At 65.0% G+C, this 22,961-nt stretch carries 24 protein-coding genes; 11 read left to right on the forward strand and 13 right to left on the reverse strand.

The window, feature by feature from the left end:
* Positions 1-15 precede the first annotated feature (15 nt).
* On the forward strand, positions 16-306 hold the full coding sequence (locus tag LCM4576_RS14165; protein ID WP_071032637.1) for a DUF1127 domain-containing protein: 291 nt from the start codon (positions 16-18) through the stop codon (positions 304-306).
* A gap of 185 nt (positions 307-491) precedes the next feature.
* Here the strand turns inward: LCM4576_RS14165 and LCM4576_RS34815 are convergent, their stop codons facing one another.
* The 6 genes from LCM4576_RS34815 to LCM4576_RS14185 form a co-directional block, all read right to left on the reverse strand.
* Positions 492-716: a type II toxin-antitoxin system HicB family antitoxin gene (locus LCM4576_RS34815; RefSeq protein WP_041004348.1), complete on the reverse strand. Its 225-nt coding sequence runs from the start codon at positions 714-716 to the stop codon at positions 492-494.
* Positions 700-951 (reverse strand): hypothetical protein, encoded by a 252-nt coding sequence (locus LCM4576_RS34820; protein ID WP_082048759.1) that lies wholly within the window; start codon positions 949-951, stop codon positions 700-702. The genes LCM4576_RS34815 and LCM4576_RS34820 overlap by 17 nt, the downstream gene beginning before the upstream one ends.
* 27 nt (positions 952-978) lie before the next feature.
* Positions 979-2,022, reverse strand: coding sequence for a DUF937 domain-containing protein (locus tag LCM4576_RS14170; protein WP_071032638.1), 1,044 nt, complete (start codon positions 2,020-2,022; stop codon positions 979-981).
* A gap of 102 nt (positions 2,023-2,124) precedes the next feature.
* A complete protein-coding gene (locus LCM4576_RS14175; protein WP_071032639.1) occupies positions 2,125-3,498 on the reverse strand; it encodes a glutamate--cysteine ligase in 1,374 nt (457 codons plus the stop codon).
* 206 nt (positions 3,499-3,704) lie between these two features.
* Positions 3,705-4,439: a 16S rRNA (uracil(1498)-N(3))-methyltransferase gene (locus LCM4576_RS14180; RefSeq protein ID WP_071032640.1), complete on the reverse strand. Its 735-nt coding sequence runs from the start codon at positions 4,437-4,439 to the stop codon at positions 3,705-3,707.
* A 31-nt stretch (positions 4,440-4,470) separates the two neighbouring features.
* Positions 4,471-5,118, reverse strand: a complete 648-nt coding sequence (locus tag LCM4576_RS14185) for a hypothetical protein (protein ID WP_071032641.1) — start codon at positions 5,116-5,118, stop codon at positions 4,471-4,473.
* A gap of 87 nt (positions 5,119-5,205) precedes the next feature.
* Between LCM4576_RS14185 and LCM4576_RS14190 the strand changes: the two genes are divergently transcribed.
* Positions 5,206-5,904, forward strand: coding sequence for a type 1 glutamine amidotransferase (locus tag LCM4576_RS14190; protein WP_071032642.1), 699 nt, complete (start codon positions 5,206-5,208; stop codon positions 5,902-5,904).
* A gap of 293 nt (positions 5,905-6,197) precedes the next feature.
* Complete coding sequence (locus LCM4576_RS37515) at positions 6,198-6,329, forward strand: hypothetical protein (RefSeq protein WP_263481599.1); 132 nt, start codon at positions 6,198-6,200, stop codon at positions 6,327-6,329.
* A gap of 145 nt (positions 6,330-6,474) precedes the next feature.
* Here the strand turns inward: LCM4576_RS37515 and LCM4576_RS14195 are convergent, their stop codons facing one another.
* From LCM4576_RS14195 to LCM4576_RS14205, 3 genes are read right to left on the reverse strand one after another with little or no spacing between them, the layout of a single operon-like run.
* The gene (locus LCM4576_RS14195; protein ID WP_071032643.1) at positions 6,475-7,242 is read right to left on the reverse strand and encodes a metallophosphoesterase; all 768 of its coding nucleotides are present in this window, start codon (positions 7,240-7,242) and stop codon (positions 6,475-6,477) included.
* A 59-nt stretch (positions 7,243-7,301) separates the two neighbouring features.
* Positions 7,302-8,438 (reverse strand): alpha-hydroxy acid oxidase, encoded by a 1,137-nt coding sequence (locus tag LCM4576_RS14200; RefSeq protein ID WP_071032644.1) that lies wholly within the window; start codon positions 8,436-8,438, stop codon positions 7,302-7,304.
* A gap of 21 nt (positions 8,439-8,459) precedes the next feature.
* Positions 8,460-9,263: a FadR/GntR family transcriptional regulator gene (locus LCM4576_RS14205; RefSeq protein WP_071032645.1), complete on the reverse strand. Its 804-nt coding sequence runs from the start codon at positions 9,261-9,263 to the stop codon at positions 8,460-8,462.
* A 207-nt stretch (positions 9,264-9,470) separates the two neighbouring features.
* Here LCM4576_RS14205 and LCM4576_RS14210 point away from each other — a divergent pair, with 207 nt between their 5' ends.
* From LCM4576_RS14210 to glcF, 4 genes are all read left to right on the forward strand, one after another.
* The gene (locus LCM4576_RS14210) at positions 9,471-10,793 is read left to right on the forward strand and encodes a DUF3422 family protein (protein WP_071032646.1); all 1,323 of its coding nucleotides are present in this window, start codon (positions 9,471-9,473) and stop codon (positions 10,791-10,793) included.
* A 295-nt stretch (positions 10,794-11,088) separates the two neighbouring features.
* On the forward strand, positions 11,089-12,585 hold the full coding sequence (locus LCM4576_RS14215; protein ID WP_041004369.1) for an FAD-linked oxidase C-terminal domain-containing protein: 1,497 nt from the start codon (positions 11,089-11,091) through the stop codon (positions 12,583-12,585).
* Between the two features lie 220 nt (positions 12,586-12,805).
* Positions 12,806-14,011, forward strand: a complete 1,206-nt coding sequence (locus tag LCM4576_RS14220; RefSeq protein ID WP_071032647.1) for an FAD-binding protein — start codon at positions 12,806-12,808, stop codon at positions 14,009-14,011.
* A gap of 10 nt (positions 14,012-14,021) precedes the next feature.
* Positions 14,022-15,350 (forward strand): glycolate oxidase subunit GlcF, encoded by a 1,329-nt coding sequence (gene glcF / locus LCM4576_RS14225; protein WP_071032648.1) that lies wholly within the window; start codon positions 14,022-14,024, stop codon positions 15,348-15,350.
* On the opposite strand, the gene LCM4576_RS14230 is transcribed toward glcF, so the two are convergent.
* Both LCM4576_RS14230 and LCM4576_RS14235 read right to left on the reverse strand, forming a co-directional pair.
* Complete coding sequence (locus LCM4576_RS14230; RefSeq protein ID WP_071032649.1) at positions 15,351-16,271, reverse strand: bifunctional 5,10-methylenetetrahydrofolate dehydrogenase/5,10-methenyltetrahydrofolate cyclohydrolase; 921 nt, start codon at positions 16,269-16,271, stop codon at positions 15,351-15,353. It abuts the gene before it with no gap.
* Positions 16,272-16,636: 365 nt separating this feature from the next.
* Positions 16,637-17,377, reverse strand: a complete 741-nt coding sequence (locus LCM4576_RS14235) for a L,D-transpeptidase (protein ID WP_071032650.1) — start codon at positions 17,375-17,377, stop codon at positions 16,637-16,639.
* A 213-nt stretch (positions 17,378-17,590) separates the two neighbouring features.
* Here LCM4576_RS14235 and LCM4576_RS14240 point away from each other — a divergent pair, with 213 nt between their 5' ends.
* A complete protein-coding gene (locus LCM4576_RS14240) occupies positions 17,591-18,229 on the forward strand; it encodes a DNA-3-methyladenine glycosylase I (RefSeq protein WP_071033141.1) in 639 nt (212 codons plus the stop codon).
* Between the two features lie 124 nt (positions 18,230-18,353).
* On the opposite strand, the gene LCM4576_RS14245 is transcribed toward LCM4576_RS14240, so the two are convergent.
* Entirely contained in the window at positions 18,354-18,737 is a 384-nt protein-coding gene (locus tag LCM4576_RS14245) for a hypothetical protein (protein WP_041008916.1), read from the reverse strand.
* A gap of 26 nt (positions 18,738-18,763) precedes the next feature.
* Positions 18,764-19,000 carry a hypothetical protein gene (locus LCM4576_RS14250; protein ID WP_244508236.1) on the reverse strand — a complete coding sequence of 79 codons (237 nt, stop codon included), beginning with the start codon at positions 18,998-19,000 and terminating at the stop codon, positions 18,764-18,766.
* A gap of 315 nt (positions 19,001-19,315) precedes the next feature.
* Between LCM4576_RS14250 and hisS the strand changes: the two genes are divergently transcribed.
* The 3 genes from hisS (at position 19,316) to hisG (ending at position 22,896) form a co-directional block, all read left to right on the forward strand.
* Positions 19,316-20,908 carry a histidine--tRNA ligase gene (gene hisS, locus LCM4576_RS14255; protein WP_071032651.1) on the forward strand — a complete coding sequence of 531 codons (1,593 nt, stop codon included), beginning with the start codon at positions 19,316-19,318 and terminating at the stop codon, positions 20,906-20,908.
* A 174-nt stretch (positions 20,909-21,082) separates the two neighbouring features.
* Positions 21,083-22,201 (forward strand): ATP phosphoribosyltransferase regulatory subunit, encoded by a 1,119-nt coding sequence (locus LCM4576_RS14260; protein WP_071032652.1) that lies wholly within the window; start codon positions 21,083-21,085, stop codon positions 22,199-22,201.
* Entirely contained in the window at positions 22,198-22,896 is a 699-nt protein-coding gene (gene hisG, locus LCM4576_RS14265) for an ATP phosphoribosyltransferase (RefSeq protein WP_071032653.1), read from the forward strand. The genes LCM4576_RS14260 and hisG overlap by 4 nt, the downstream gene beginning before the upstream one ends.
* The last annotated feature ends 65 nt before the right edge of the window (positions 22,897-22,961 follow it).

Consider the following 22,961-nt stretch of genomic DNA (forward strand, 5'->3'; position numbering starts at 1 on the left):
GAAGGAGAGACTGACATGACCACGATTGAATTCGCTTCCGAGACCCCGCGCATCACCACGCGTCCGGCCGTTGCGACGCGCGTGCTCAATGCTCTCGCCAACGCCTATGTCGMCTGGAAAAACCGCCGTGCCTTCTATCGCCTGGGCGAGATGTCGGACGCCGAGCTTGCCGATATCGGCCTGACCCGCGCCGACCTCCATGTCGCGGTCGCGGTGCCCTTCGGCCGCGATCCGACGGTGAAGCTGCGCGCCATCGCCAGCGAGCGCGCCGATACGATCGAGGACCTCGCTCGTCAGGTGGCCTGAACGGCCGCGTTGCCTGGATTTCCGGTCGCGTTGAACCTTTTCACGGCTCGGCGCGACCAAGCTTCATGCAGGCTCCCACACTCCCTGCCGGTTCCCCGCCGGCCAGCCTGCACACTGCCCGGTTCCTCCTCCAGGACCGGGCATTTTTTTTTTGATGTGCCTTTGTCGGATGTTGCTTCGGGATATCAGGCGAAAGCCAATTTTCTCGACGGCCTTGGCACTGATCGGCCAAGTTCGTGCGCCGCTTCTATCCAAGCTGCGATAGCATCTTGAACATTCGAGATCGCCTCCTCGGGAGTTTCGCCGTCGCTCATGCAACCGGGAAGATCCGGGACATAGGCGGAGAACCCGCCACCGTCCTCAGTCGAGAGTGGTGCGATGACGACAGGATATTCAAGCTTGTCCGTCATGCCTTTTTGCCTCGTCGATAAATGCCACGAGTTTTCGAATATATACGGGCTTGATCGGGCGTTTGAAAGGCACCGTCAAAATGTCGGCCATTGCTGAGTGATAGATTTTGTAGTGCGATCCACCGGATCTCGGCGGCACACATTGAATGCCGGCCTCGTCACAGACCGCCTTAACATCTCGCATCGACCAGTCGCCGCGGGGATTGCGGCGCATTTGTTCAAGCTTCTTGCTCACAGAAGGCGCTCTGGAAGTGTTCGCTACCTACCGCCGGTCCATGTCGCGCTTGAACTGGTCGAAGATCGTCCCGACGTTCTTTTCATATTCGTCGCGCTGCTGCGCGCCGGTCTCGAACATCTTGCCGAAGATGTCGTCGAACGGGTTTCGCGGCCTGCCGCTCGGGTTGGTCTGCGGCTGTTGCGGCGCGCTCTGCTGCGGCTGGCGTTGTTGCGGCTGCGGCGCCGGCTGYCCGCCGGGCAGGCCGAAACCGCCGCCGCCCTGGCGCAGCATCTCTTCGAAAATCTTGCCGAGCGGGTTGTCGCCATAGGGGCTTTGCGTCTGTTGCGGCTGCGTCTGCTGCGGCCGGCCTTGCGGCTGCTGCGCCGCGCCGCCGCCGAACATATCCTGCAGCACCTTGCCGAGCGGGTTCTCGCCGTAGGGATTGGGCGATTGCTGCGGCTGGCTCTGCGGTTGGGACTGGGACGCGCCGCCACCGAACATGTCCTGCAGCACCTTGCCGAGCGGGTTCTCGCCATAGGGATTGGGCGCCGGCTGCGGCGCCTGGCGTTGCTGCGGCGCCGGYGCGACGCCGCCTTGCCGCATCATCTCCTCGATGATCTCGCCGAGCGGATTGTTGCCGCCGCCGAAACCGCCGGCGGCCTGCATCTGGTTGTTGGTCTGCTTGAACAGGCCGCCCATCATCATCGAGGCCAGGGCCGGCAGCATCTGTTGCAGCACCTGCTGGCTCAATCCCGTTGCCTGCGCGGCCTGGCTAGCCACGGCGCGGGACAGGTCCTTCGAGCCGAACAGATGGCCGAGAATGYCGTTGCCCTCATTGATGCCCTGCGGCGAAAAAGCCCTCGTGGCGTCCTCGAAATATTTGGCATGCTGGCCGCTCGCCATCGCGGTCATGAATGCGCCCATCCCGTAAGGATCGGCGGTGTTGCGCTGCAATCCTTGCGAGAACGCGGGCAGCAGCGCCTGCACCGCGGCCTGCGTCTGCTGCATCGAAAGCCCGTATTGCTGTGCCAGCGCCTGCATGCCGGCGCCGTTCTGGGCCTGGGCGAAAATGTCGAACAGGGAAGCCATTTGGGTTCTCCTCCGAGAATATCCTCATCGGAGAGCCTAGTTCGTTTCCATCACCGATTGAAGCGGCTTTTGCTGCCCAACCGCTCGGCGCATGGCGGAGGGTTAATAGGCATACTCCATGAACACCGGCTCGATCGAACCGCCCCAACGCGTGTGGTAGGCCGACAGCATCTCCTCGGCGCTGGTGGTGCCGCGCGCCACGACCTCGTCGAGCGTGTTGAGGAACGACGTCTCGTCATAGCCGTCGCGGTTCTTCTTGGCCCGGTTCTTCAGGCCCATGCGCGAGATGGCGAGCACATCGCGGGCGACGTCGCGCAAGGTGGCGTTGCGGAACGGCGCCGCAATGCCCAGTTCCGGCACGGCGTTGCRCATCGCCAGCGCTTCCTCGTAGGTCCAACTCGCGGTCAGCGCCTCGGCGGCGTCCAGCGCCTGCTCGTCATAGAGCAGCCCGACCCAGAAGGCGGGCAGGGCGCAGATCCGCCGCCATGGCCCGCCATCGGCGCCGCGCATCTCAAGGAAACGCTTCAGCCGCACGTCGGGGAACAAGGTGGAGAGATGGTTCGCCCAGTCGCCCATGGTCGGCAGGCCGTCGGGGACCTCGTTGCGGGCGGCGCCCGCCATGAACTGGCGGAACGTGTAGCGCGTCATGTCGTGATAGTGGCCGTCGCGGATCACGAAATACATCGGCACGTCGAGCGCCCATTCGACATAGTCAGCGAAGCCGAAATCGGGCGAGAAGCAGAATTCGAGCATGCCGGAGCGCTGGTTGTCGGTATCGCGCCAGATGTCGCCGCGCCAGCTCTGCAGGCCGTTCGGCCGGCTCTCGGTGAAGGGCGAGTTGGCGAACAGCGCCGTCGACAGCGGCTGCAGCTTCAGCGACACCTGCATCTTGCGGCGCATGTCGGTCTCGCTCTCGAAGTCGAGATTCACCTGGATCGTGCAGGTGCGGTACATCATGTCGAGGCCCTTGGTGCCGACCTTGGGCATGTAGCGCGTCATGATCTCGTAGCGCGACTTCGGCATTTTCGGCGTATCGGMCAGCGACCATTTCGGGCTGCCGCCGAGGCCGAGGAAGCGGATGCCGAGCGGCTCGGCGATCTCGCGCACCTGCGCCAGATGCGCGTTGCCCTCGCGGYAGGTCTGGTGGATGGACTCCAGCGGCGCCCCGGAAAGCTCGAACTGGCCGCCGGGCTCCAGCGAGATCGCGCCCTGGCCGGTCGGCTCGACAAGGCCGATGATGCGGCCGGCATCCATGATCGGATCCCAGCCGAGCTTTTCCTGCATGCCTTCCAGGATGGCGCGGATGCCGCGCTCGCCGCCATAGGGCACCGGCGCGTTGCCGTCGACATAGAAGGGGAATTTCTCGTGCTCGGTGCCRATGCGCCATTTTTCGCGCGGCTTGTTGCCGGCGGCCAGATAGCCGACGAGTTCGTCGATGCCTTCGATGGGCTGGGTATCGGTTGTGTCGCGCGCCATCTCGCCCCTCCGTGCGCATGATCCCCGAAAACCGGCACCGATTTCCGCTGGACGTCCTGCGCAAGTCTTTTAAGTGTTACAGCGGCCTTTGCTCCACGAAAAGGAGGCGCGGTGCTGCAGTGGCCGGACGGCCGCGGCGCTAGATGGACGAAATGTTAGCAGACGATCAAGCAAAAAATCCTGAGCCAGGCCTCAACAGGATTTGATCACCAGTCGCCGATCGTCGCCTGCATCACCGCCAATGCCGCCACCGCCGCCGTGTCGGCGCGCAGGATGCGGGGTCCGAGYGGAATGGCGGTGACGAAAGGCAAAGCCCTCAGCATCTTGCGCTCCTCCTCGGAAAATCCACCTTCCGGCCCGACCAGAAGGGCAAGTTTCTTCTCTTTGACCGCTTGCAAGGCCGGCAGCGGATTGTTGGTCGCGGCATCCTCGTCGCAGAAGATCAGCCGCCGTTCCTTGTCCCAATTGACGAGAAGCCGTTCCAGCTTTTCCGCCTCGCGCACGTCCGGCACCGCCAGTATGCCGCATTGCTCGGCTGCTTCCACCACATTGGCGCGCAGCCGGTCGATGCCGGGCTTCGCCACCTGCGTATGCTGGGTGATCACCGGCTGCAGCAAGCCTGCGCCCATCTCGACGGCCTTCTGCACCAGGTAATCGAGCCGGCCCTGCTTGAGCGGCGCGAAGCAATAGACGAGATCGGGCAGCGGCGGTTGCGGCCGCTGCGGCGCAAGCACCTTCAGCCGCACCGCCTTCTTGGACTTCGCGGCGATCGAAGCCGACCATTCGCCGTCGCGGCCGTTGAAAAGCAGGACCTCGGCGCCTTCGCCGAGCCGCAGCACATGGGCGAGATAGTGACTCTGCTGCTGTCCGGCATCGAATTCGAGGCCGGGCCCAAGGTCGTCCGGCACGAACAGCCGCTGCATTTTGTAATTGGCGCGCATGGTTGAGGAATGGGCGAGGCGTTGACTGTCGTCAAGTATCGCCGCTGGGATGCCAGACCGGCGTGAAACCATGCTTCAATACGGAAACACTGGTGGCCGGTGTCAGCATCCGCAGCTTCTGTCCTGCCAGGCGCTCGAAGGGCAGGGGAGCGGCATAGCCCGCGAACGACCATTCGAGTGCCTTGCCGGCGCGGATCGCATAGGCAGTATCGCCACTGGCAATCATCGAGCCGTCAGGCAAGCTGTTGAGGCCTTCCACGAGCACACTAGGCGGCTGCCCACCCGAAGCCAGCCGTTCCTTGTGCAGCCGCTTGTCGACCATCGGCGCGCGCGGCTCATCGATGCCGAACGCCTCGCCGAAGCGGCCGACGAAATCRATCGCCCGCTCGCGCCGGCAGAAGAAACAGGGCCGATGGCCGGCGGCCAGGGCGGTCACCTCGTCGAGGAAGAACAGCTCCGTCCAACCGGCCTTGCCGCCCGGCCTGTTGCGGCCCATCGGCTCACGCCGCACGTTGCGGAACGCGCAGACGCAGATGATCCAGGCCGGCAAGGCCCAGCGCTTCTTCAGCAGCGTCCGGGTCTCCGGATCATGGATGATGCCGCGATTGCCGGTGAACAGGCCGCGTTCCGGCACGGCATGGATGGCGCCGAAGGGGTCGACCCGGTTCTGCAGTGGCATAGCTTTCTCTCTCGATCCGCATCTTGGCTGAAATACGGGCCGCATGATATCGCTCGCCCCAGCGTTTTCATGTCAGCAGGATTCTCGATGCGTGTGCTGGTGGTCCAGAATTACGACAATACCGGCCTTGGTCAGGTCGGCGCCGCTCTGGCCGAAGCGGGCGCCGATCTCGACCTGCGGCGTCCCTATCAGGGCGATCCGTTGCCGCAGGATGCAAGCGGGCATGATGCGATGGTTTTGCTGGGCGGCGGGCAGAATGCGCTGGCCGACGAGGACTATCCCTATTTCCCGGCGCTTCTCGAACTGACGCGCGATTTCGCCGATAAGGACCGCTCGGTGCTCGGCATCTGCCTCGGCAGCCAACTTCTTGCCCGTGCGTTCGGYGGCGACAACCACATCGGCGGCGCCACCGAGTTCGGCTGGCACAAAGTCTCGCTGACACCGGCCGCCAAGTCGGACCCGGTGCTGGCGGCGCTGCCCGAAAAATTTCCGATCTTCGAATGGCATGACGACACCTTCGCGCTGCCCGAAAACGCCGTGYGGCTCGCCGGCAGCGCGGTCGCCGAAAACCAGGCTTTCCGCCTCGGCCGCGCCGTCTATGGTTTCCAGTTCCACTTCGAGGCCGATACGCCGATGGTGCGCGACTGGAGCACGTCCTTCGCGRCAACGATTGCCGAGCGCCATCCCGACTGGAACGAACGCTTCGACGACGAACTGGCCCGCAATGGCGCCGACGCCGACGCCGCCGGATTGGCGATAGCYCGCGCTTGGGTGGCCACGATCTGAACATCCAATCCCTGATCGGCGAAGCGTGGCATAATTGGCACGCCCGCGGGTTTCCGCTTGGGGACAACATTCTTCTTTCTTGGTTTGTGTCCGGCCGCTCGCCTAAGAGGGCGCGCTTTGTATCGTCGGTGCAACCGCCATGAACCTTTTGTGTGATCCAGCCGACACACCGGCGATACAGAATCTGCTTAGAAGCGCGAAATCGTCGAAACATTGAGACGCATTTTATCGTTTCAACGCATTGGTAACCGCCTCGTGCCCAGATGCAGAAAGCTTAACCAGAGATGACGTCCGTGAAAGCAGCTCTCCTGTCTTTTGTCATGCTGTCTGCCATCGTGCTCTGCGGCCTGGGCATCTATGCCGCCGATGCAGCGACCAATCACCGGGCCGTTGACGGCTATGGCGTCACCGCCTCGCTGAACTAAGCCCAATCAAAAATCGGAAGCTCGCCCGCGCCGGGAGCGCGCCTAAAGCGCGTCGCGATCTTTCAGATTCGCTCCATGCGCTTTAGGTTTTTGATTCTACGCATGTCTTTACCGGAAACCGGTTCCCACTTTCGGGAGACATGCTTTAAAGCGCTTTTCCCTGGACGGTGACGATGCGTTTGTCGCCGCCATTGACGGCCAGCGCGCTCAGCGTTCCCGATTTCCAGGCGAGTGTGTCGACATTGACGCGGTTGGCCTTCACCTCGGCTTCCGGGACGGGCGTGTGCCCATGCACGATCACCTTGGAAAAAAGCCCTGGGTGGTCGTGGAAGGCGTCGCGGATCCAGATCAGGTCCTGCTGGTCTTGGCGGTCGAGCGGCACGCCCGGTCTTATCCCGGCATGGCAGAAGAAGAAGTCGCCGAAGGTCGCCGAAAACGTCAGCGATTGCAGGAAGTCGACATGGCTGCGCGRCACCGCTTTCGTCAGCGCGGCGTGTCCGCGCGCGATCGCCTCCGCCTTGCCGTACCAGTGGGCGTCGCGCAGAAGATCCACGCCATAGGACTGCGCCATCTGCACGCCGCCGTAGTTCATGAACAGGCCGTCCGGCTCGCCATCGGCCAGGAATTCGAGCATGCCGATGTCGTGGTTGCCGGCGAGCATGATGTTGCGCGGATCGCGTTTCTGCGCCTCGATCAGGAAGTCGATGACGCTCTTTGAATCCGGTCCGCGATCGACATAGTCCCCAAGATGGATGATGCGCCAGTCGGAGGCGGGCGCATATTCCAGTTCGCTTTCGATGCGCCGGTGCATGGCGGCGAGCAGGTCGTGCCGGCCATGCACATCGCCGATGGCGTAGAGCCGCATGCCGTCCGGCCCGCGCGCGTCGAGATAATGGATGCCGGTCTCAGTCAAGGCGAGCGTYTTCCCGTTTCGTTGATCACGGGAAACTAGGGCGGATCGGTGAATAAGGCCTAGCGCCGCAACTGGTCCTTGCCCATGTCGGTTACCAGACGCTTACCGCAGAGCGCCAGCGTGATGTCCATCTCCTTGCGGATGATTTCGAGCGCCTTGGTGACGCCGTCCTTGCCCATCGCGCCGAGGCCGTAAAGGAACGGCCGGCCGATATAGGTGCCCTTGGCGCCGAGGCAGAGCGCCTTCAGCACATCCTGGCCGGAGCGGATGCCGCCGTCCATGTGGACTTCGATCCTGTCGCCGACCGCATCGGCGATTTCCTCCAGCACCGAGATCGAGGAGGCAGCGCCGTCGAGCTGGCGCCCGCCATGATTGGAGACCACGATCGCGTCCGCTCCGGTCTCGGCCGCCATCAGCGCGTCCTCCTTGTCAAGGATACCCTTCAGGATCAGCTTGCCGCCCCAGCGCTCCTTGATCCAGGCTACGTCCTTCCACGACAGGTGCGGATYGAACTGCTCCGTCGTCCAGGAGGACAGCGAGGAGACGTCTCCGACACCCTTGGCGTGGCCGACGATGTTGCGGAAGGTGCGGCGCGGCGTGCCGGCGATCCCCAGGCACCAGCGCGGCTTCAGCGCCAGGTCGAGGATATTGGCAAGCGTCATCTTGGGCGGCGCCGAGAGCCCGTTGCGCACGTCCTTGTGGCGCTGCCCCAGGATCTGCAGGTCGAGCGTCAGCACAAGCGCCGAGCATTTCGCCGCCTTGGCTCTGTCGATCAGGTTGAGCACGAAGTCCTTGTCGCGCAGCACATAGAGCTGGAACCAAAACGGTTTTTTGGTCGCCGAGGCGACATCCTCGATCGAGCAGATGCTCATGGTGGACAGCGTGAAAGGCACGCCGAATTCTTCCGCTGCCTGCGCCGCCAGCATCTCGYCATCGGCATGCTGCATGCCGGTCAGCCCGGTCGGGGCAAGYGCAACCGRCATCGCCACTTTCTCRCCGATCATGGTCGATTCCAGCGAGCGGTTGCTCATGTCGACCAGCACGCGCTGGCGGAATTTTATCTTGCCGAAATCCTCTTCATTGGCCCGGTAGGTGCTCTCCGTCCAGGCGCCGGAATCGGCATAGTCGAAGAACATCTTCGGCACCCTGCGGCGTGCCAGGTCCTTAAGGTCGGCGATGGTGAGGATTTCGCTCATGGTGGTCCCTGCTAAATTTGCTTAGGAGCGTTTTCGTGTGGGTTCGATGTCGCCGGCCTCCGAGCGTTGCCTGAGGCGCAACCTGGACACCCGCTGCCAGTCTCCGCTGCGCTCGGCTTCCGCCATCGAGCGCTCGACATAGGTGATGTGGTCCATCGCCGCCTTGCGCGCCGCYGTCGGATCGCCGGCCTTGATCGCGGCATGGATCGCCCGGTGCTGCTCGAGCAGCGCCTCGCGCGCGCCGGGCACGCTGAACACCAGAAGCCGGTTCTGGAACACACCCTCCGACAGCAGCCGGTAGCAGGAGCGCAGCGTGTGCAGCAGGATCATGTTGTGCGCGCATTCGCACACCGCGTGATGGAACTCGATGTCGATTTCCGCCTCGTCGTCGAAATCGCCGGTCCGGTGCGCCTCGTCCATGCGCGCCATGATGCGGTCGAGCAGCGCCAKATCTTCGGGCGTCGCCCGCCGCGCCGCAAACTCGGYCGCCACCGCCTCGATCTCGCGCCGGTATTCCAGATAGTCGGTCACCGCCTTGCGGTGCGTGGAGATCAGGTCCGTCACCGGCTTTGTGAAGAGCTGGCCGATGACGTCGGCGACATACGTGCCGCCGCCGGCCTTGGTCGTGAGCAGACCGCGCCCCTCCAGCGCCTTCAGCGCATCGCGCAGGATCGGCCGCGACACGTCGAACTGGCGCGCCAGCTCGCGCTCGCCCGGCAGCCGGTCGCCGGTGCGCAGCACGCCTTCGAGGATCAGGCTCTCGATCTGCTGGACCACCTCGTCGGCGGTGCGCGAATGCTCGATCCTGGAGAAAATGTCGCTCAAAGGGGCGCCTGGAGAACGGGATGAAGGTCGCGCAGATTAAAGCGTCCGCCGCCAACTGGTCAAATTATTTATCCAATTCGCCCACGCCGGTTGCATCGCCTGCCGCGCGTCACCGTCCCCGAATGCCAATATTTGCTGTTTACGCGTCCCGCCTATTGCCGCAAGACGACCGGATTGCACGATGGGTCGAAACCAGGGGGACCAGCCGTGTCGGACGAGACGTCCAAGCTTGAATTCCAGCCGCGCGCGCAAGGCAGCGTGATGGGCTTCCCGGCGCATGAGGGGCGACCTGGCGCGCTGGGCGAGGTCCATGCCCGCCCGCACCCGCTGATCGAAAAACCGCGCGTGCTGATCCAGCTTTCCTTCATGACCGAAGGCGGCGCCGCGGTCGACCATGCGGTGCTCTCGGAACTATCGCGGCGGCTGGGCATCGCCGCGCCCGAGCGCAATGCGCGCCATCATGCCATGAAATGGGGCAAGGGCACGCTGCGCTGGGAGCGGCATACCGAATTCTCGACCTATCTCTGGGAAGGGCCGCTGGCCGAGAATGGGCGGGGGCAGGAGGATTCACCCTTCGGCAACGGCTTCTCGCCCCCAGGCACCGTGATTTCCGGCATCCGCCTTGAAATCCGCAAATGGACGCAGGCGAGCGAAAAGCTGATCGCCGGCTTCGATCCGACCAGCCTGTGCTATTCGCTGGTCGAGCGGGGCGCCGCCGCCATCGTCACCGACTTCCGCCAGGACGGCGACGGCCTGACGCGCATGCTGGTGCTCGACCGCGGCCTGACGCCGGCCAGCACCGGCGCCTTGTCGCAGCGGCTGATCGACATCGAGACCTACCGGACGCTCGCCATGCTTGGCCTGCCGATGGCGTTGACGCTGTCCGGCCGCGCTCGTCGCATCGAGGACCGCCTGGCCCAGACCACGTTGGAGATGAAGGCGGTCGAGACCCGCGACAGCCAGACGCTGCYCGCCGATCTCACCGAGCTCGCCGCCGAGCTGGAGGCCGACGCCGCGTCGAGCCTCTACCGTTTCGGCGCCAGCCGCGCCTATGACGGCATCGTCACCGAACGGCTAGGGGCGCTGGAAGAGGAGCCGGTGCAAGGCTATGACACCTGGGCTGGTTTCCTGCAGCGCCGCATGGCGCCGGCCATGCRCACCTGCCGCTCGGTCGAGGAGCGCCAGGCCAACCTGTCGCGAAAACTCACCCGCGCCACCACTCTGCTGCGCACCTGGGTCGATGTCGATGTCGAGAAGCAGAACCGTGACCTGCTCGCCTCGATGAACAACCGCGCCCGGCTGCAACTGCGCCTGCAGCAGACCGTGGAAGGCCTGTCGGTGGCCGCCGTGTCCTATTATGTCGTCGGCCTCATCGGCTATGTCGCCAAGGGCGCCTCGATCTTCGGTCACGCTTTCGCGCCCGAAGTCGTCACCGCGGCCTCCGTGCCGGTCGCCATCCTGCTTGTGTGGTGGGGCGTGCGCCGGGTGCGCAAAACGCATTCCGAGCCGGCGAAGCATCCGGGCGAGTAAGWGTAAGTAATCTCCCCCCTTGAGGGGGAGATGTCGCCGAAGGCGACAGAGGGGGTCGCCGCGCGTGGAGCGCCGGCGCCTTCCTTGACGACAGAAGACGTCGGCGATCTACGTTAGACGACCCCCTCTGACCGCTTCGCGGCCATCTCCCCCTCAAGGGGGAGATCCGAGCGTAGCGGCAGATTGCCGCTGCGGAAGCTTGGCGTTACGCTCGCCGCCCGATGCGACCAAAGCAGTGTTTGCAACAAAACCGTCAGGCTGGTAAAAGATTTTGACCAGTCAAGCGAGATGACCGATGTCCGGCCTAGCCATGCCCAAGCCAGATGCCGAGACGATGCGCCGGCGCGCCGAGATCGTCGCCGACATGCGCATCATCGTGCCGGGCGAGGGGGTCGTCGACGCGGCCCATGAAATGCGCGCCTTCGAAAGCGACGGCCTGACCGCCTACCGGCAGCTGCCGCTGGTCGTGGTGCTGCCGGAAACGGTGGCGCAGGTCTCGCGCGTCCTGAAATACTGCAACGAGCGCAACATCCGCGTCGTGCCGCGCGGCTCCGGCACCTCGCTGTCGGGCGGCGCGCTGCCGCTCGAGGACGCGGTGCTGCTGGTGATGAGCCGCTTCAACCGCATCCTGGCGATCGATTACCCGAACCGCATCGTCGTCGCCCAGCCGGGCGTCACCAATCTTGGCATCACCACCGCCGTCGAGCAGGAGGGCTTTTACTACGCCCCCGATCCATCCTCCCAGATCGCCTGCTCGATCGGCGGCAACGTCGCGGAGAATTCCGGCGGCGTGCACTGCCTGAAATACGGGCTCACCGCCAACAATGTGCTGGGCATCGAGATGGTGCTGATGAATGGCGAGGTGGTGCGCCTCGGCGGCGGCCATCTCGACCAGGAAGGTTACGATTTGCTCGGCGTCATGACCGGCTCCGAAGGCCTGCTCGGCGTCGTCACCGAGGTCACGGTGCGCATATTGAAGAAGCCGGAGACGGCGCGCGCGCTCCTGATCGGCTTTCCGACCAGCGAGGAGGGCGGCCAGTGCGTCGCCGACATCATCGGAGCCGGCATCATCCCCGGCGGCATGGAGATGATGGACCGCCCGGCGATCCACGCGGCGGAGGATTTCGTCCATGCCGGCTATCCGCTCGATGTCGAGGCGCTGCTGATCGTCGAGCTCGACGGGCCGAGCGTCGAGGTCGACCATCTGATCGGCCTCGTCGAGGCGATCGCCTACCGCAACGGCTCGACCACCTGCCGCATCTCGCAATCCGAGCAGGAGCGGCTGAGCTTCTGGGCCGGCCGCAAGGCGGCTTTCCCGGCCGTCGGGCGCATCTCGCCGGACTATTACTGCATGGACGGCACCATCCCGCGCAAGGAACTGCCGCGGGTGCTTGCCGGCATGCGCGATCTCTCCGAGAAATACGGCCTCGGCGTCGCCAATGTCTTCCATGCCGGCGACGGCAATCTGCATCCGCTGATCCTCTACGACGCCAACGTGCCGGGCGAGCTCGACAAGGCCGAAAGCTTCGGCGCCGACATATTGCGGCTTTGCGTCGAGGTTGGCGGCGTCTTGACCGGGGAGCACGGCGTCGGCGTCGAGAAGCGCGACCTGATGCCGGAAATGTTCAACCAGATCGACCTCGACCAGCAAATGCGCGTCAAATGCGCCTTCGACCCCAACCACCTGCTCAACCCGGGCAAGGTTTTTCCMCAACTGCGCCGCTGCGCGGAGCTGGGAAGGATGCATGTGCATCGGGGACAGGTGGCGTTTCCGGATATTCCGAGGTTTTGAGTGGCTATGCTGGCGCTTGAACACCCCCCTCTGTCCTGCCGGACATCTCCCCCGCAAGGGGGGAGATTAGCAGCTTTGGCGCCCCGCCTTCCCGCCGACGTTGGCGATTGGCGAAAGCCCAGGCGACATCTGATCTCCCCCTTGCGGGGGAGATGTCCGGCAGGACAGAGGGGGGTGTGAAGGAACTCGGCCTTTCTGCATTCGAGCGCATGTCATTCCCATGACCACCTTCACCCCATCCACATCGGCCGAGGTCCTCTCCACCATCCAATGGGCGGCAGCGGAGGAATCGCCGCTGGAAACCCTCGGCCACGGCTCAAAGCGGGGCATCGGTCGTCCGCTGCAGACCGAACACACGCTCGACCTCTCGAAGCTCACCGGCGTCACTCTCTATGAGCCGGCAGAGCTGGTGCTCTCGGCCAAGGCCGGCACGCCGCTCGCCGAAATCGAGCAACTGCTTGCCGAAAACGGCCAGCAATTCGCCTTCGAGCCGATGGACTACGGCCCGCTGCTCGGCGGCGCGCCAGGCAGGGGCACGATTAGCGGCGTGCTGGCCTCGAACCTCTCCGGCCCGCGCCGTCTCAAGGCGGGTGCGGCACGCGACCATATCCTCGGCATATCGGCGGTGTCGGGCCGCGGCGAGGCGTTCAAGTCGGGCGGGCGCGTCGTCAAGAACGTCACCGGCTACGACCTCTCCAAGCTGATGGCCAACAGCTGGGGCACGCTGGCGGTGCTGACCGACGTCACCTTCAAGGTGCTGCCAGCCGCGGAAACCGAAGTGACCTTGGYCATTCGCGGCCTGCTCGACGATGCYGCGGTCGCCGCCATGGCGCTGGCGCTGGGCTCCAGCGCCGAAGTGTCGAGCGCCGCGCATCTGCCGGAGCGCATCGCCGCACGGGTCGCCGGCGGCAAGCACGGCAGCGATGCCGCCACGCTGCTGCGCGTCGAGGGGTTTGGCCCATCGGTGGTCTATCGCATCGAGGCGTTGCGCAAATTGCTCGGCAAGGCCGGGCCGCTGGAAGAGATCGCCGGCGAGGCGTCGAAGACGATTTGGCGCGACATCCGCGATTGCCGGCCTTTCGCCGATGGCGGCACGCGGCCGGTATGGCGCGTGTCGATGGCGCCGTCACAGGCGCATCACATGGTGATGGCGCTGCGCATGCAGGCGGCGGTCGACGCCTTCTACGACTGGCAGGGCGGCTTGGTGTGGCTGTCGATGCGCGAGGACGATCCCGAGGCTGATTTGCTGCGCGGCTTGATCCGCAAATATGGCGGCGGCCATGCGACCCTGGTGCGCGCGTCCGCACCGCATCGCGCGGCGCTACCGGTGTTCGAACCGCAGCCGCCGCATCTGGCCGCGCTGTCGGCGCGACTCAAGGCCGAGTTCGATCCMAAGCAGATTCTCAACCCCGGCCGCATGGCTTAGAGCAAACGCGATGCAAACCAACTTCTCAGCCGCGCAGCTTGCCGACCCGCATGTCGCGGAATCGGAAAAGWTCCTGCGCAAATGCGTGCATTGCGGCTTCTGCACCGCCACCTGCCCGACCTATGTGACGCTGGGCAACGAGCTGGATTCGCYGCGCGGCCGCATCTATCTCATCAAGGACATGCTGGAGAACGGCCGGCCGGCGGACAAGGAGATCGTCACCCATATCGACCGCTGCCTGTCCTGCCTCGCCTGCATGACGACCTGCCCCTCCGGCGTGAACTACATGCATCTGGTCGACCATGCCCGCGCCCATATCCAGGAGACCTACAAGCGGCCGCTGCTCGACCGGCTGACCCGCGCCATGCTGGCTGCCGTACTGCCTTACCCGAGCCGCTTCCGCGCCGTGCTCAAGCTCGCTGGGCTCGGCCGTCCGTTCATCGGCCTGTTCGACAAACTGCCGGCGCTGAAGCCAGTTGCGGCCATGCTGAAGCTCGCACCCGCGTCGATCCCGCCGGCATCGCCGCTGGCTTCGCCTGGCACGCATGCCGGRCAGGGGACCAAGAAACGCGGCCGCGTCGYCATCCTCACCGGCTGCGCGCAATCGGTGCTCGACCCGGCCATCAACGACACCACCATCTCGCTGCTGACACGGCTCGGCGTCGAGGTCGTGGTGCCCGCAGGCGAGGGCTGCTGCGGYGCGCTCGTCCATCACATGGGCCGCGAGGRTCAGGCGCTCGCTTCAGCAAGACAGAATGTCGACGCCTGGACGCGCGCGATAGAGAAGGGCGGCCTCGACGCCATCATCATCACCGCGTCCGGCTGCGGCACCACGATCAAGGATTACGGCTTCATGCTGCGTCTCGATCCGGCCTAYGCCGAAAAGGCGGTGCGGGTCTCGGCGCTGGCCAAGGACGTCACCGAATATCTGGCCTCGCTCGACCTGCCCGAGCCGGTGCGCAAGCCAGGCACGGTCGTCGCCTATCACTCGGCCTGCTCGATGCAGCACGGACAGAAGATAACGCGTCAGCCGAAGGAGTTGCTCGCCAAGGCGGGCTTCGTCGTGCGCGAGCCGCGCGAGGGGCATCTGTGCTGCGGCTCGGCCGGCACCTACAACATCCTGCAGCCCGAGATCTCGGCCAAGCTGCGCGACCGCAAGGTGAAAAACATCGAGGCGACCGGCGCTTCAATTGTCGCCACCGGCAATATCGGTTGTATCACCCAGATTGCGTCCGCCGCCAAACTGCCGGTGGTGCACACGATCAAGCTGCTGGACTGGGCCTATGGCGGCCCGAAGCCGGAAGGTGTTTCCGACACCGGTTTGATCGCTGCCGAATAACTACTCCGCCGCGATCTGATCCGGCACGCCATAGCTCGCGCGGTAAAGCGCGCGCTGGCGGTTGAGCGCCACCATGGTGTTGCGCAGCAGGATAGCAACGGTGAGCGGGCCAACGCCGCCCGGCACCGGCGTGATCCACGAGGCCACTTCCTTGACGCTGTCGGTGTCGACGTCGCCGACGATGCGGGTTTCGCCGTCGGGCCCGATCTCGGAGTTGATGCCGATGTCGATGACGGCGGCGCCCGGCTTCACCATGTCGGCCTTGATCAGCCTGGGCTTGCCGACCGCGACGAACAGCGCGTCCGCAYGGCGCGCATGCGCCGCGACCGAGCGCGTCATGTGGTGGCAGACCGTCACCGTCGCGCCCTCGCTCATCAACAGGAAGGCGATCGGTTTACCGACGATCTCGGAATGGCCGACGACGACCACTTCGAGTCCCTGGAGATCGAGGCCGGTTTCCTTGAGCAGCTCGACCGAGGCCRCCGCCGTGCAGGGCGCCAGGTCGAGCTGGTTGTAGACGATGTTGCCGATCGAGGCCGGGTGCATGCCTTCGACGTCCTTCAGCGGATGCACCGCCGCTTGCAACGTCTTGATCGGGATATGCGCAGGCACCGGCCGCTGGATGATGATGCCTGTGACGCGCGGGTCGGCGTTGAGGCCGTGGATGGCGGCCTCCAGCTCGCCGGCGGTGATGTCGGCGGCGAAGCGCCGCTCCTCGAAGCCGATGCCGGCAAGGGCTGCCTTGGCGCGYTGGTTGCGCACATAGACGTCGACGGCGTCGGTGTCGCCAACGGTGATCGAGACCAGCTTCGGCGGGAAACCTTCGGCCGTGGCGATCGCCGCATCCTCGCGCACCGAAGCGATGATGCGCTGGGCGACCGGGCCGCCTTTCAGGTAGCGGCTGTCGTCGGTTCGGGTCATGGCGTCACCTCTGCCTTCTGAAGCAATTTAAGAACGAAGCGCGTAAGCGGCGTTGCGTCCGGAATTGCGTGACGATCAGGATTTGTGCGCTGCAATAGCAGAGGCGCGCCGGGAAATCAGCCCCGAAAGCGAAACCGCCTGCTTTCGGGGCGACTTGCCGCGCCATGCGTCAAAGGAAAACTCAAAAACCAAAAGGCAGCGCGGTTGCCCGCGCTGCCCTTTGCGACCGGCCGTATCCCCACACGGCCCGTCCCCCGTAAACTCTGGCACCGGTTTAAGCACATCCCGCAGGATCGCACTATGACTTGGCGGCAACAGCAGCGGAAGAAAAGTGCTGCGCCGTCTAACCGGCTGATTCGCTGCGACTATATCACCTCGACCGTGGTTCCGACATTCACGCGCTCGTAAAGGTCGACGACATCCTCGTTGCGCATGCGGATGCAGCCGGAAGACACCGCGCCGCCGATCGTCCAGGGCTGGTTGGTGCCGTGGATGCGGTATTCGGTGGTGCCGAGATRGAGCGCGCGGGCGCCGAGCGGGTTCTCGATGCCGCCGGCGAGATAGGTCGGCAAATAGCGGCCCTTGGCGGCCTCGCGCTTGATCATCGCCGCCGGCGGCCGCCAGTCCGGCCACACCTTCTTGTCGGTGATCTTGTGCGTGCCCGACCATTCGAAACCGGGCTTGCCGGTGCCGACGCCATAGCGCCGCGCCTTGCCGTTCTTCTCGACCAGGTAGAGGAAGTTCTGGTGGGTATCGATGACGATGGTTCCGGGCTTCGCCGGGCCGTCATAGGCGACTTCCTGCGGCAGGTAGATCGGGTTGATCTGCGGCCGCGTCACAATGCGCTTGGCCGGCTGCTGCACGGCCGCYGTCTTCTGCCGGTCGGGCTGCGCCTGGAACAGGCGCTGCAGCGGCTGCCGCGTCGCCTGCCGGGTCGGGCGCACGATGCCCGGCGCGTGACCAAGCTGCAGCACCCAGGGCGCCGAAAGGTCGGGGCTCACCATGACCGGCGGCATGTCGGCATAGCGGTCATTGGCAAGCGAAGTCGTGGCGCCGGCGACAAGAATGGCCGCCGCGCCGAGCAGGGAACAAAACGCTGTCTTCAYCGGAACGCACCTTGATCGAACTCATCCGGGGCTAAGAGGGCGCCCTCGGTTTCGCGATCCTTGGCGCGGAGCGGCAAGCAAAACATGAATCGGAATGCGTAAAATGCTCACTTGTCAGTAAACCTTTTGGTGTGGTTACCGGGCGGTTCAGGAATCTGGTAAAGCCACGGTAAAAGCTGCGCTGAAGYGCGTTAACGGATGGATTTGCTGACGATGGCAACTGAAAATGCCGGCATTCTCGATGGCCCCGACGGCAAGGCGCGCTGCTTCTGGCACGGCAACCTGCCGGATTATCTCCATTACCACGACCATGAATGGGGCCGTCCGGTAACGGACGATCGCCGGCTGTTCGAGAAGATCTGCTTGGAAGGCTTCCAGTCGGGCCTGTCGTGGCTGACCATCCTGCGCAAGCGCGAGAATTTCCGCGAGGCCTTCGCTGGCTTCGACTTCGACAAGGTGGCGGGGTTCACCGACGCGGATGTCGAGCGCCTGCTTGGCAATGCCGGCATCATCCGCCATCGCGGCAAGATCGTCTCGACCATCAACAACGCCAAGCGCGCCCGCGAGATGGTGGACGAGTTCGGCTCGCTGGCGGCCTGGTTCTGGAAGTTCGAGCCGGGTCCGCAGGAGCGTCCCGAAATCGTCGACCTGGCGCATCTGCGCGCCAATCCGACGACGGCGGTGTCGGTCAGGATTTCGAAGGAACTGAAGAAGCGTGGCTGGAGCTTTGTCGGCCCCACCACGGTTTACGCCTTCATGCAGGCGATGGGCTTGGTCAACGACCATCTCGAAGGCTGCTACTGCAGGGCGGAGGTGGAGACGGAGCGCAAGAAACTCAAAAGGCCGAGGTAGCGTCACTCCTACCTCCCCCTTGTGGGGAGGTCGCGCCGAAGGCGCGGGTGGGGGTAGAAGAGTCTTCCTGACCCCCACCCCGACGCTGCGCGTCGACCCTCCCCACAAGGGGGAGGGTAAGCTCTCACTTCTCGAACCGGCCCTTATGGCCGCTGCCGTTGATGTCCCAGATCAGGCTGGAGCCGGACACCGTCAGCACCAGCCCGCTGAAGCCGCGATCGTCCGGTGTGTGATGCGTGGAGGCGGAGCTGCGGCCGGCCGGGATGACCTCGACCGTCGGGCCCTTCCTCACCCAACAGCCCTTGCCGTACTGGTCATTCGCGCCATAGGCGAGCGCGAATTCGAAGCTGCCGTCTTTCTTCAACAGCAGTTCGGAACCGACCTCCATGACGCCGTTCAGATAGTAGTGGCCGGCAAGACGGGCATCGCCCGGCTGGCAGGCGTTGGCCGCGCCGGTCGCGCCAATGACCAGCGCGCCGGCAAGCGCGCACGCAAATTGCAGCTGCATGATGATCCCCCGATCGTTGAGTGAAGTCAGAGGCTGCCGGCCCCGGTCAGGAACAGCCCGGCAATGATGGCCGCCACGGCCGCGAAGGCCGGGTAGATCACCAGCAGGCCGGTCACCAGCGCGTCGCGCGCCGTCGGCTTACGTGTCTGCGTCGGAACYTCGAACGGTCCCGCCGGCTGCTGCGCCGGCTTCAGCGTCGACACCCCGGCGGGCCGCAGCCCGGCCGATCTGCCGCTCTCGATGATGTCGTCAGCCGTCATCATGGCCCCGAACCCCTTGTTTCGGCGCGCTTTATGGCCGCCGATTGTGTCGGCAGCATGCCGCGCCGGTGGCGGAATTGTTTCAGTTTTTCCTTCTCCCCTTGTGGGAGAAGGTGTCGCCGAAGGCGACGGATGAGGGGTGCTCCAGGGAAAGCCGGCGCCTCACTCCGCTGGAACACCCCTCATCCGTCTCGGCGCTATCGCGCCGATCCACCTTCTCCCACAAGGGGAGAAGGAGAGGTCGCCACCCTTGCCGCTCCAAGCGGCATCGTTTAGGAAACGCGCGCTCGAAGTAAGTCACCACTGACTGGAAGTCCCATGGCCGACAAATCCGAAAAGACGAAAGCGCGGCTGCCGCGCGGTTTTGCCGACCGCAGCGCCGAAGACATCCGCGCCGTCGAGAAGATGATGGCGACCATCCGCTCGGTCTATGAGCTCTACGGCTTCGAGCCGGTCGACCAGCCGATGATCGAATACACCGACGCGCTGGGCAAGTTCCTGCCCGACCAGGACCGGCCGAACGAGGGCGTCTTTTCCTTCCAGGATGACGACGACCAATGGCTGTCGCTGCGCTACGACCTGACCGCRCCGACCGCCCGTTTCGTCGCTGAGAACTTCGACAAGCTGCCGAAACCCTATCGCAGTTATCGCTCCGGCTGGGTGTTCCGCAACGAGAAGCCCGGCCCCGGYCGCTTCCGCCAGTTCATGCAGTTCGATGCCGACACGATCGGCACGCCGGGCGTCGCCGCCGACGCCGAGATGGCGATGATGATGGCCGATGTGATGGAGGCATTGGGTATTCCGCGCGGCCAATACGTCATTCGCATCAACAACCGGAAGGTTTTGGACGGCGTGCTGGAGGCAATTGGTCTTGGAGGTGACGAGGATGCCGGGCGCAGGCTGCAGGTACTGCGCGCCATCGACAAGCTGGATAAACTCGGCGCGGAAGGAGTTCGCCTTCTCTTGGGCGAGGGTCGCAAGGATGAAAGCGGAGACTTCACAAAAGGTGCCGGACTCGATGAGGCGCAAATATCGAAGCTGCTTGATGTCTTTGGGCCCGAAAGGATTCATTCCATTCACGCGGCCCAGTACGACGGTGTTGTCCTAGATGATGACGACGCCTCGCYCAACATGGGAGAGGGCTTCAAAGTCCTCAACGCGTTAGCCATTGATGAATGGGAGGACGTTCTAGAGGAAACGGAGATTGGTAGGCAGGGGCTGCAGGAACTCCGAGACATCGCAGCGTTGTTGACCGCATCCGGATACGGTACGAAGCGGGTCAGGATCAGCCCCTCCGTCGTGCGCGGCCTCGAATACTACACCGGCCCGGTCTTCGAGGCCGAGCTGCTGGCGGAAATCCCCAACGATGAAGGCCAGATCGTGCGCTTCGGCTCGGTCGGCGGCGGCGRCCGTTATGACGGGCTGGTCTCGCGCTTCCGCGGCGAGCCGGTGCCGGCGACCGGTTTCTCGATCGGCGTCTCGCGGCTGATGACGGCGCTGAAGAACCTCGGCAAGCTCGATACCTCCGATGTCATCGCCCCGGTCGTCGTGCTGGTCATGGACAAGGACACCGAAAGCCTCGGCCGCTACCAGAAGATGGTCGCGGATCTGCGTGCCGCCGGCATCCGCTCCGAAATGTATCTCGGCGGCGCCGGCATGAAGGCGCAGCTGAAATATGCCGACCGCCGCGGCAGCCCGGTCGCCATCATCCAGGGCGGCGACGAGCGCGCCAGGGGCGAGGTGCAGATCAAGGACCTGATCGAAGGCGCGCGCATGTCGGCCGAGATCACCGACAATGCCGAGTGGCGGGCGGCACGCCCGGCGCAGGTGACAGTGGCGGAGAGCGAGCTGGTTGGCGAGGTGAAGAAGATACTCGCGGCGCAGGCCGAGGAGCGGGCACGTGGCCGATAGGGCGCCGACCTCCCCTTCTCCCCTTGTGGGAGAAGGTGGCCGAGCGAAGCTCGGTCGGATGAGGGGTGTTCCGGGGAACGCCAGCGTCTCATTCCTTCCAGCACCCCTCATCCGTCTCGGCGCTGCGCGCCGATCCACCTTCTCCCACAAGGGGAGAAGGGGARGTGGCGCTTTATGACCTCCCGTCCCGCCATCGCCACCGACATCACGAAACTCTTCGCCGCCCGCGACACGCACGCCGTCGAAGTCGCTGTGCTGCAACCTGCCGATCCGTTCCTCGACATGGCGGGGGAGGACCTGCGCCGCCGCATCTTCCTGACCGAAAGCGAGACCGGCAAGACGCTGTGCCTGCGGCCCGAATTCACCATTCCCGTCTGCCTCGACCACATCGCCAGCCAGGCCGGAACGCCGCGCCGCTACTCTTATCTCGGCGAAGTGTTCCGTCAGCGCCGCGACGGCGGCAACGAGTTCTTCCAGGCCGRCATCGAGGATCTCGGCGATCGCGACACGGCCGCCGCCGACGCTCGCTCGCTGGCCGACGCGCATGCGTTGCTCTCGCTTGTGTTGCCCGGACGGAAGCTCGCCATCACGCTCGGCGATCAGACCCTGTTCGAGGCGGTGCTGGCGGCGCTCGGCCTGCCGCGCGGCTGGCGTATGCGGCTCGCGCGCGCCTTCGGCTCGGCGCCTATGCTGGAAGCGGCCCTTGCCGATCTCGCCAACCCGCCGCGCAACAGCCAGCTCTCCGGTCCGGTCGCCCTGTTGGCGCTCGACGGCGATGCGGAAGGCCTTGCCGCGCATATTGCCGAAGGCATGGAGGAAGCCGGGTTGTCGGCATCGTCCGGCCGCGCCCCGGCCGACATCGCGCGCCGGCTGATCGAGAAGGCGCAGCTGCGCAGCGTGCGGCTGTCCGACGACGCCTTCTCGGCGCTCAAGGGTTTTCTCGGGATCGACGTCGCGCTCGACGGCGCGACCGCGGCGCTGGAAAAATTCGCCGCCGATGCCGGCCTGTCGCTGGGACCGGCGCTGGAGAATTTCGCCGCCCGCGCCAGGGCGATCGAGGCGCATGGCCTGTCCGCGGCGCAAATCCGCTACGACGCCGCCTTCGGCCGCCCGCTCGACTATTACACTGGCCTGGTCTTTGAGATTGCCGCGGGTGATGGCGACCGCCCGCTGGTCGGCGGCGGCCGCTACGACCGGCTGCTGACGCTGCTCGGCGCCAAGAAGCCAATTCCGGGCGTCGGCTTTTCGGTCTGGCTCGACCGTATCGAAGCCCAGCGGGAGAGCGCGAAATGATCACGCTGGCGATCCCCTCGAAAGGCCGTCTCAAGGAGCAGTCGCTGGAAGTGCTGGCCAAAGCCGGCCTGGCTGTCGCCTTGCCTGAGGACGACCGCAAATACCGCGCCCGCATCGATGGCCTCGACAATGTCGAGGTGGCCTTCCTGTCCGCGTCCGAGATCGCCGGCGAGATCGGCCAGGGCGCGGTCGATCTCGGCATCACCGGGGAGGACCTCTTGCGCGAGAACCTCGCCGACTGGGAAGCGCGCGCCGAGATCGTCGCGCGCCTCGGCTTCGGCCATGCCGATGTCGTGGTGGCGGTGCCCGACATCTGGCTCGATGTCGATACCATGACCGATCTCGACGACGTCGCTGCCGATTTCCGCCAGCGCCATGGTCGGCGGCTTAGGATCGCCACCAAATACTGGCGGCTGACGCAGCAGTTCTTTTCGCTCAAGCACGGCATCCAGGTCTACCGCATCGTCGAAAGCCTCGGCGCCACCGAAGGCGCGCCGGCCGCCGGCCTTGCCGACGTCATCGTCGACATCACCACCACCGGCTCGACGCTGCGCGCCAACCACCTCAAGGTGCTGGGCGACGGCACGATCCTGAAGTCGCAGGCCTGTCTGGTGGCGTCGAAGAAGTCCCGAGATGCAGCCGACGAGGCGCAGGTGCGCGACATTGCCGCGAAAATGTCAGCAATAGCGGGATAGCGTCGGCGCTGCCCCCTCATCCGGCCGCTTCGCGGCCACCTTCTCCCCGAGGGGAGAAGAGGTTG

This window comes from Mesorhizobium sp. LCM 4576 (assembly GCF_001854815.1).
Lineage (GTDB): Bacteria > Pseudomonadota > Alphaproteobacteria > Rhizobiales > Rhizobiaceae > Mesorhizobium > Mesorhizobium plurifarium.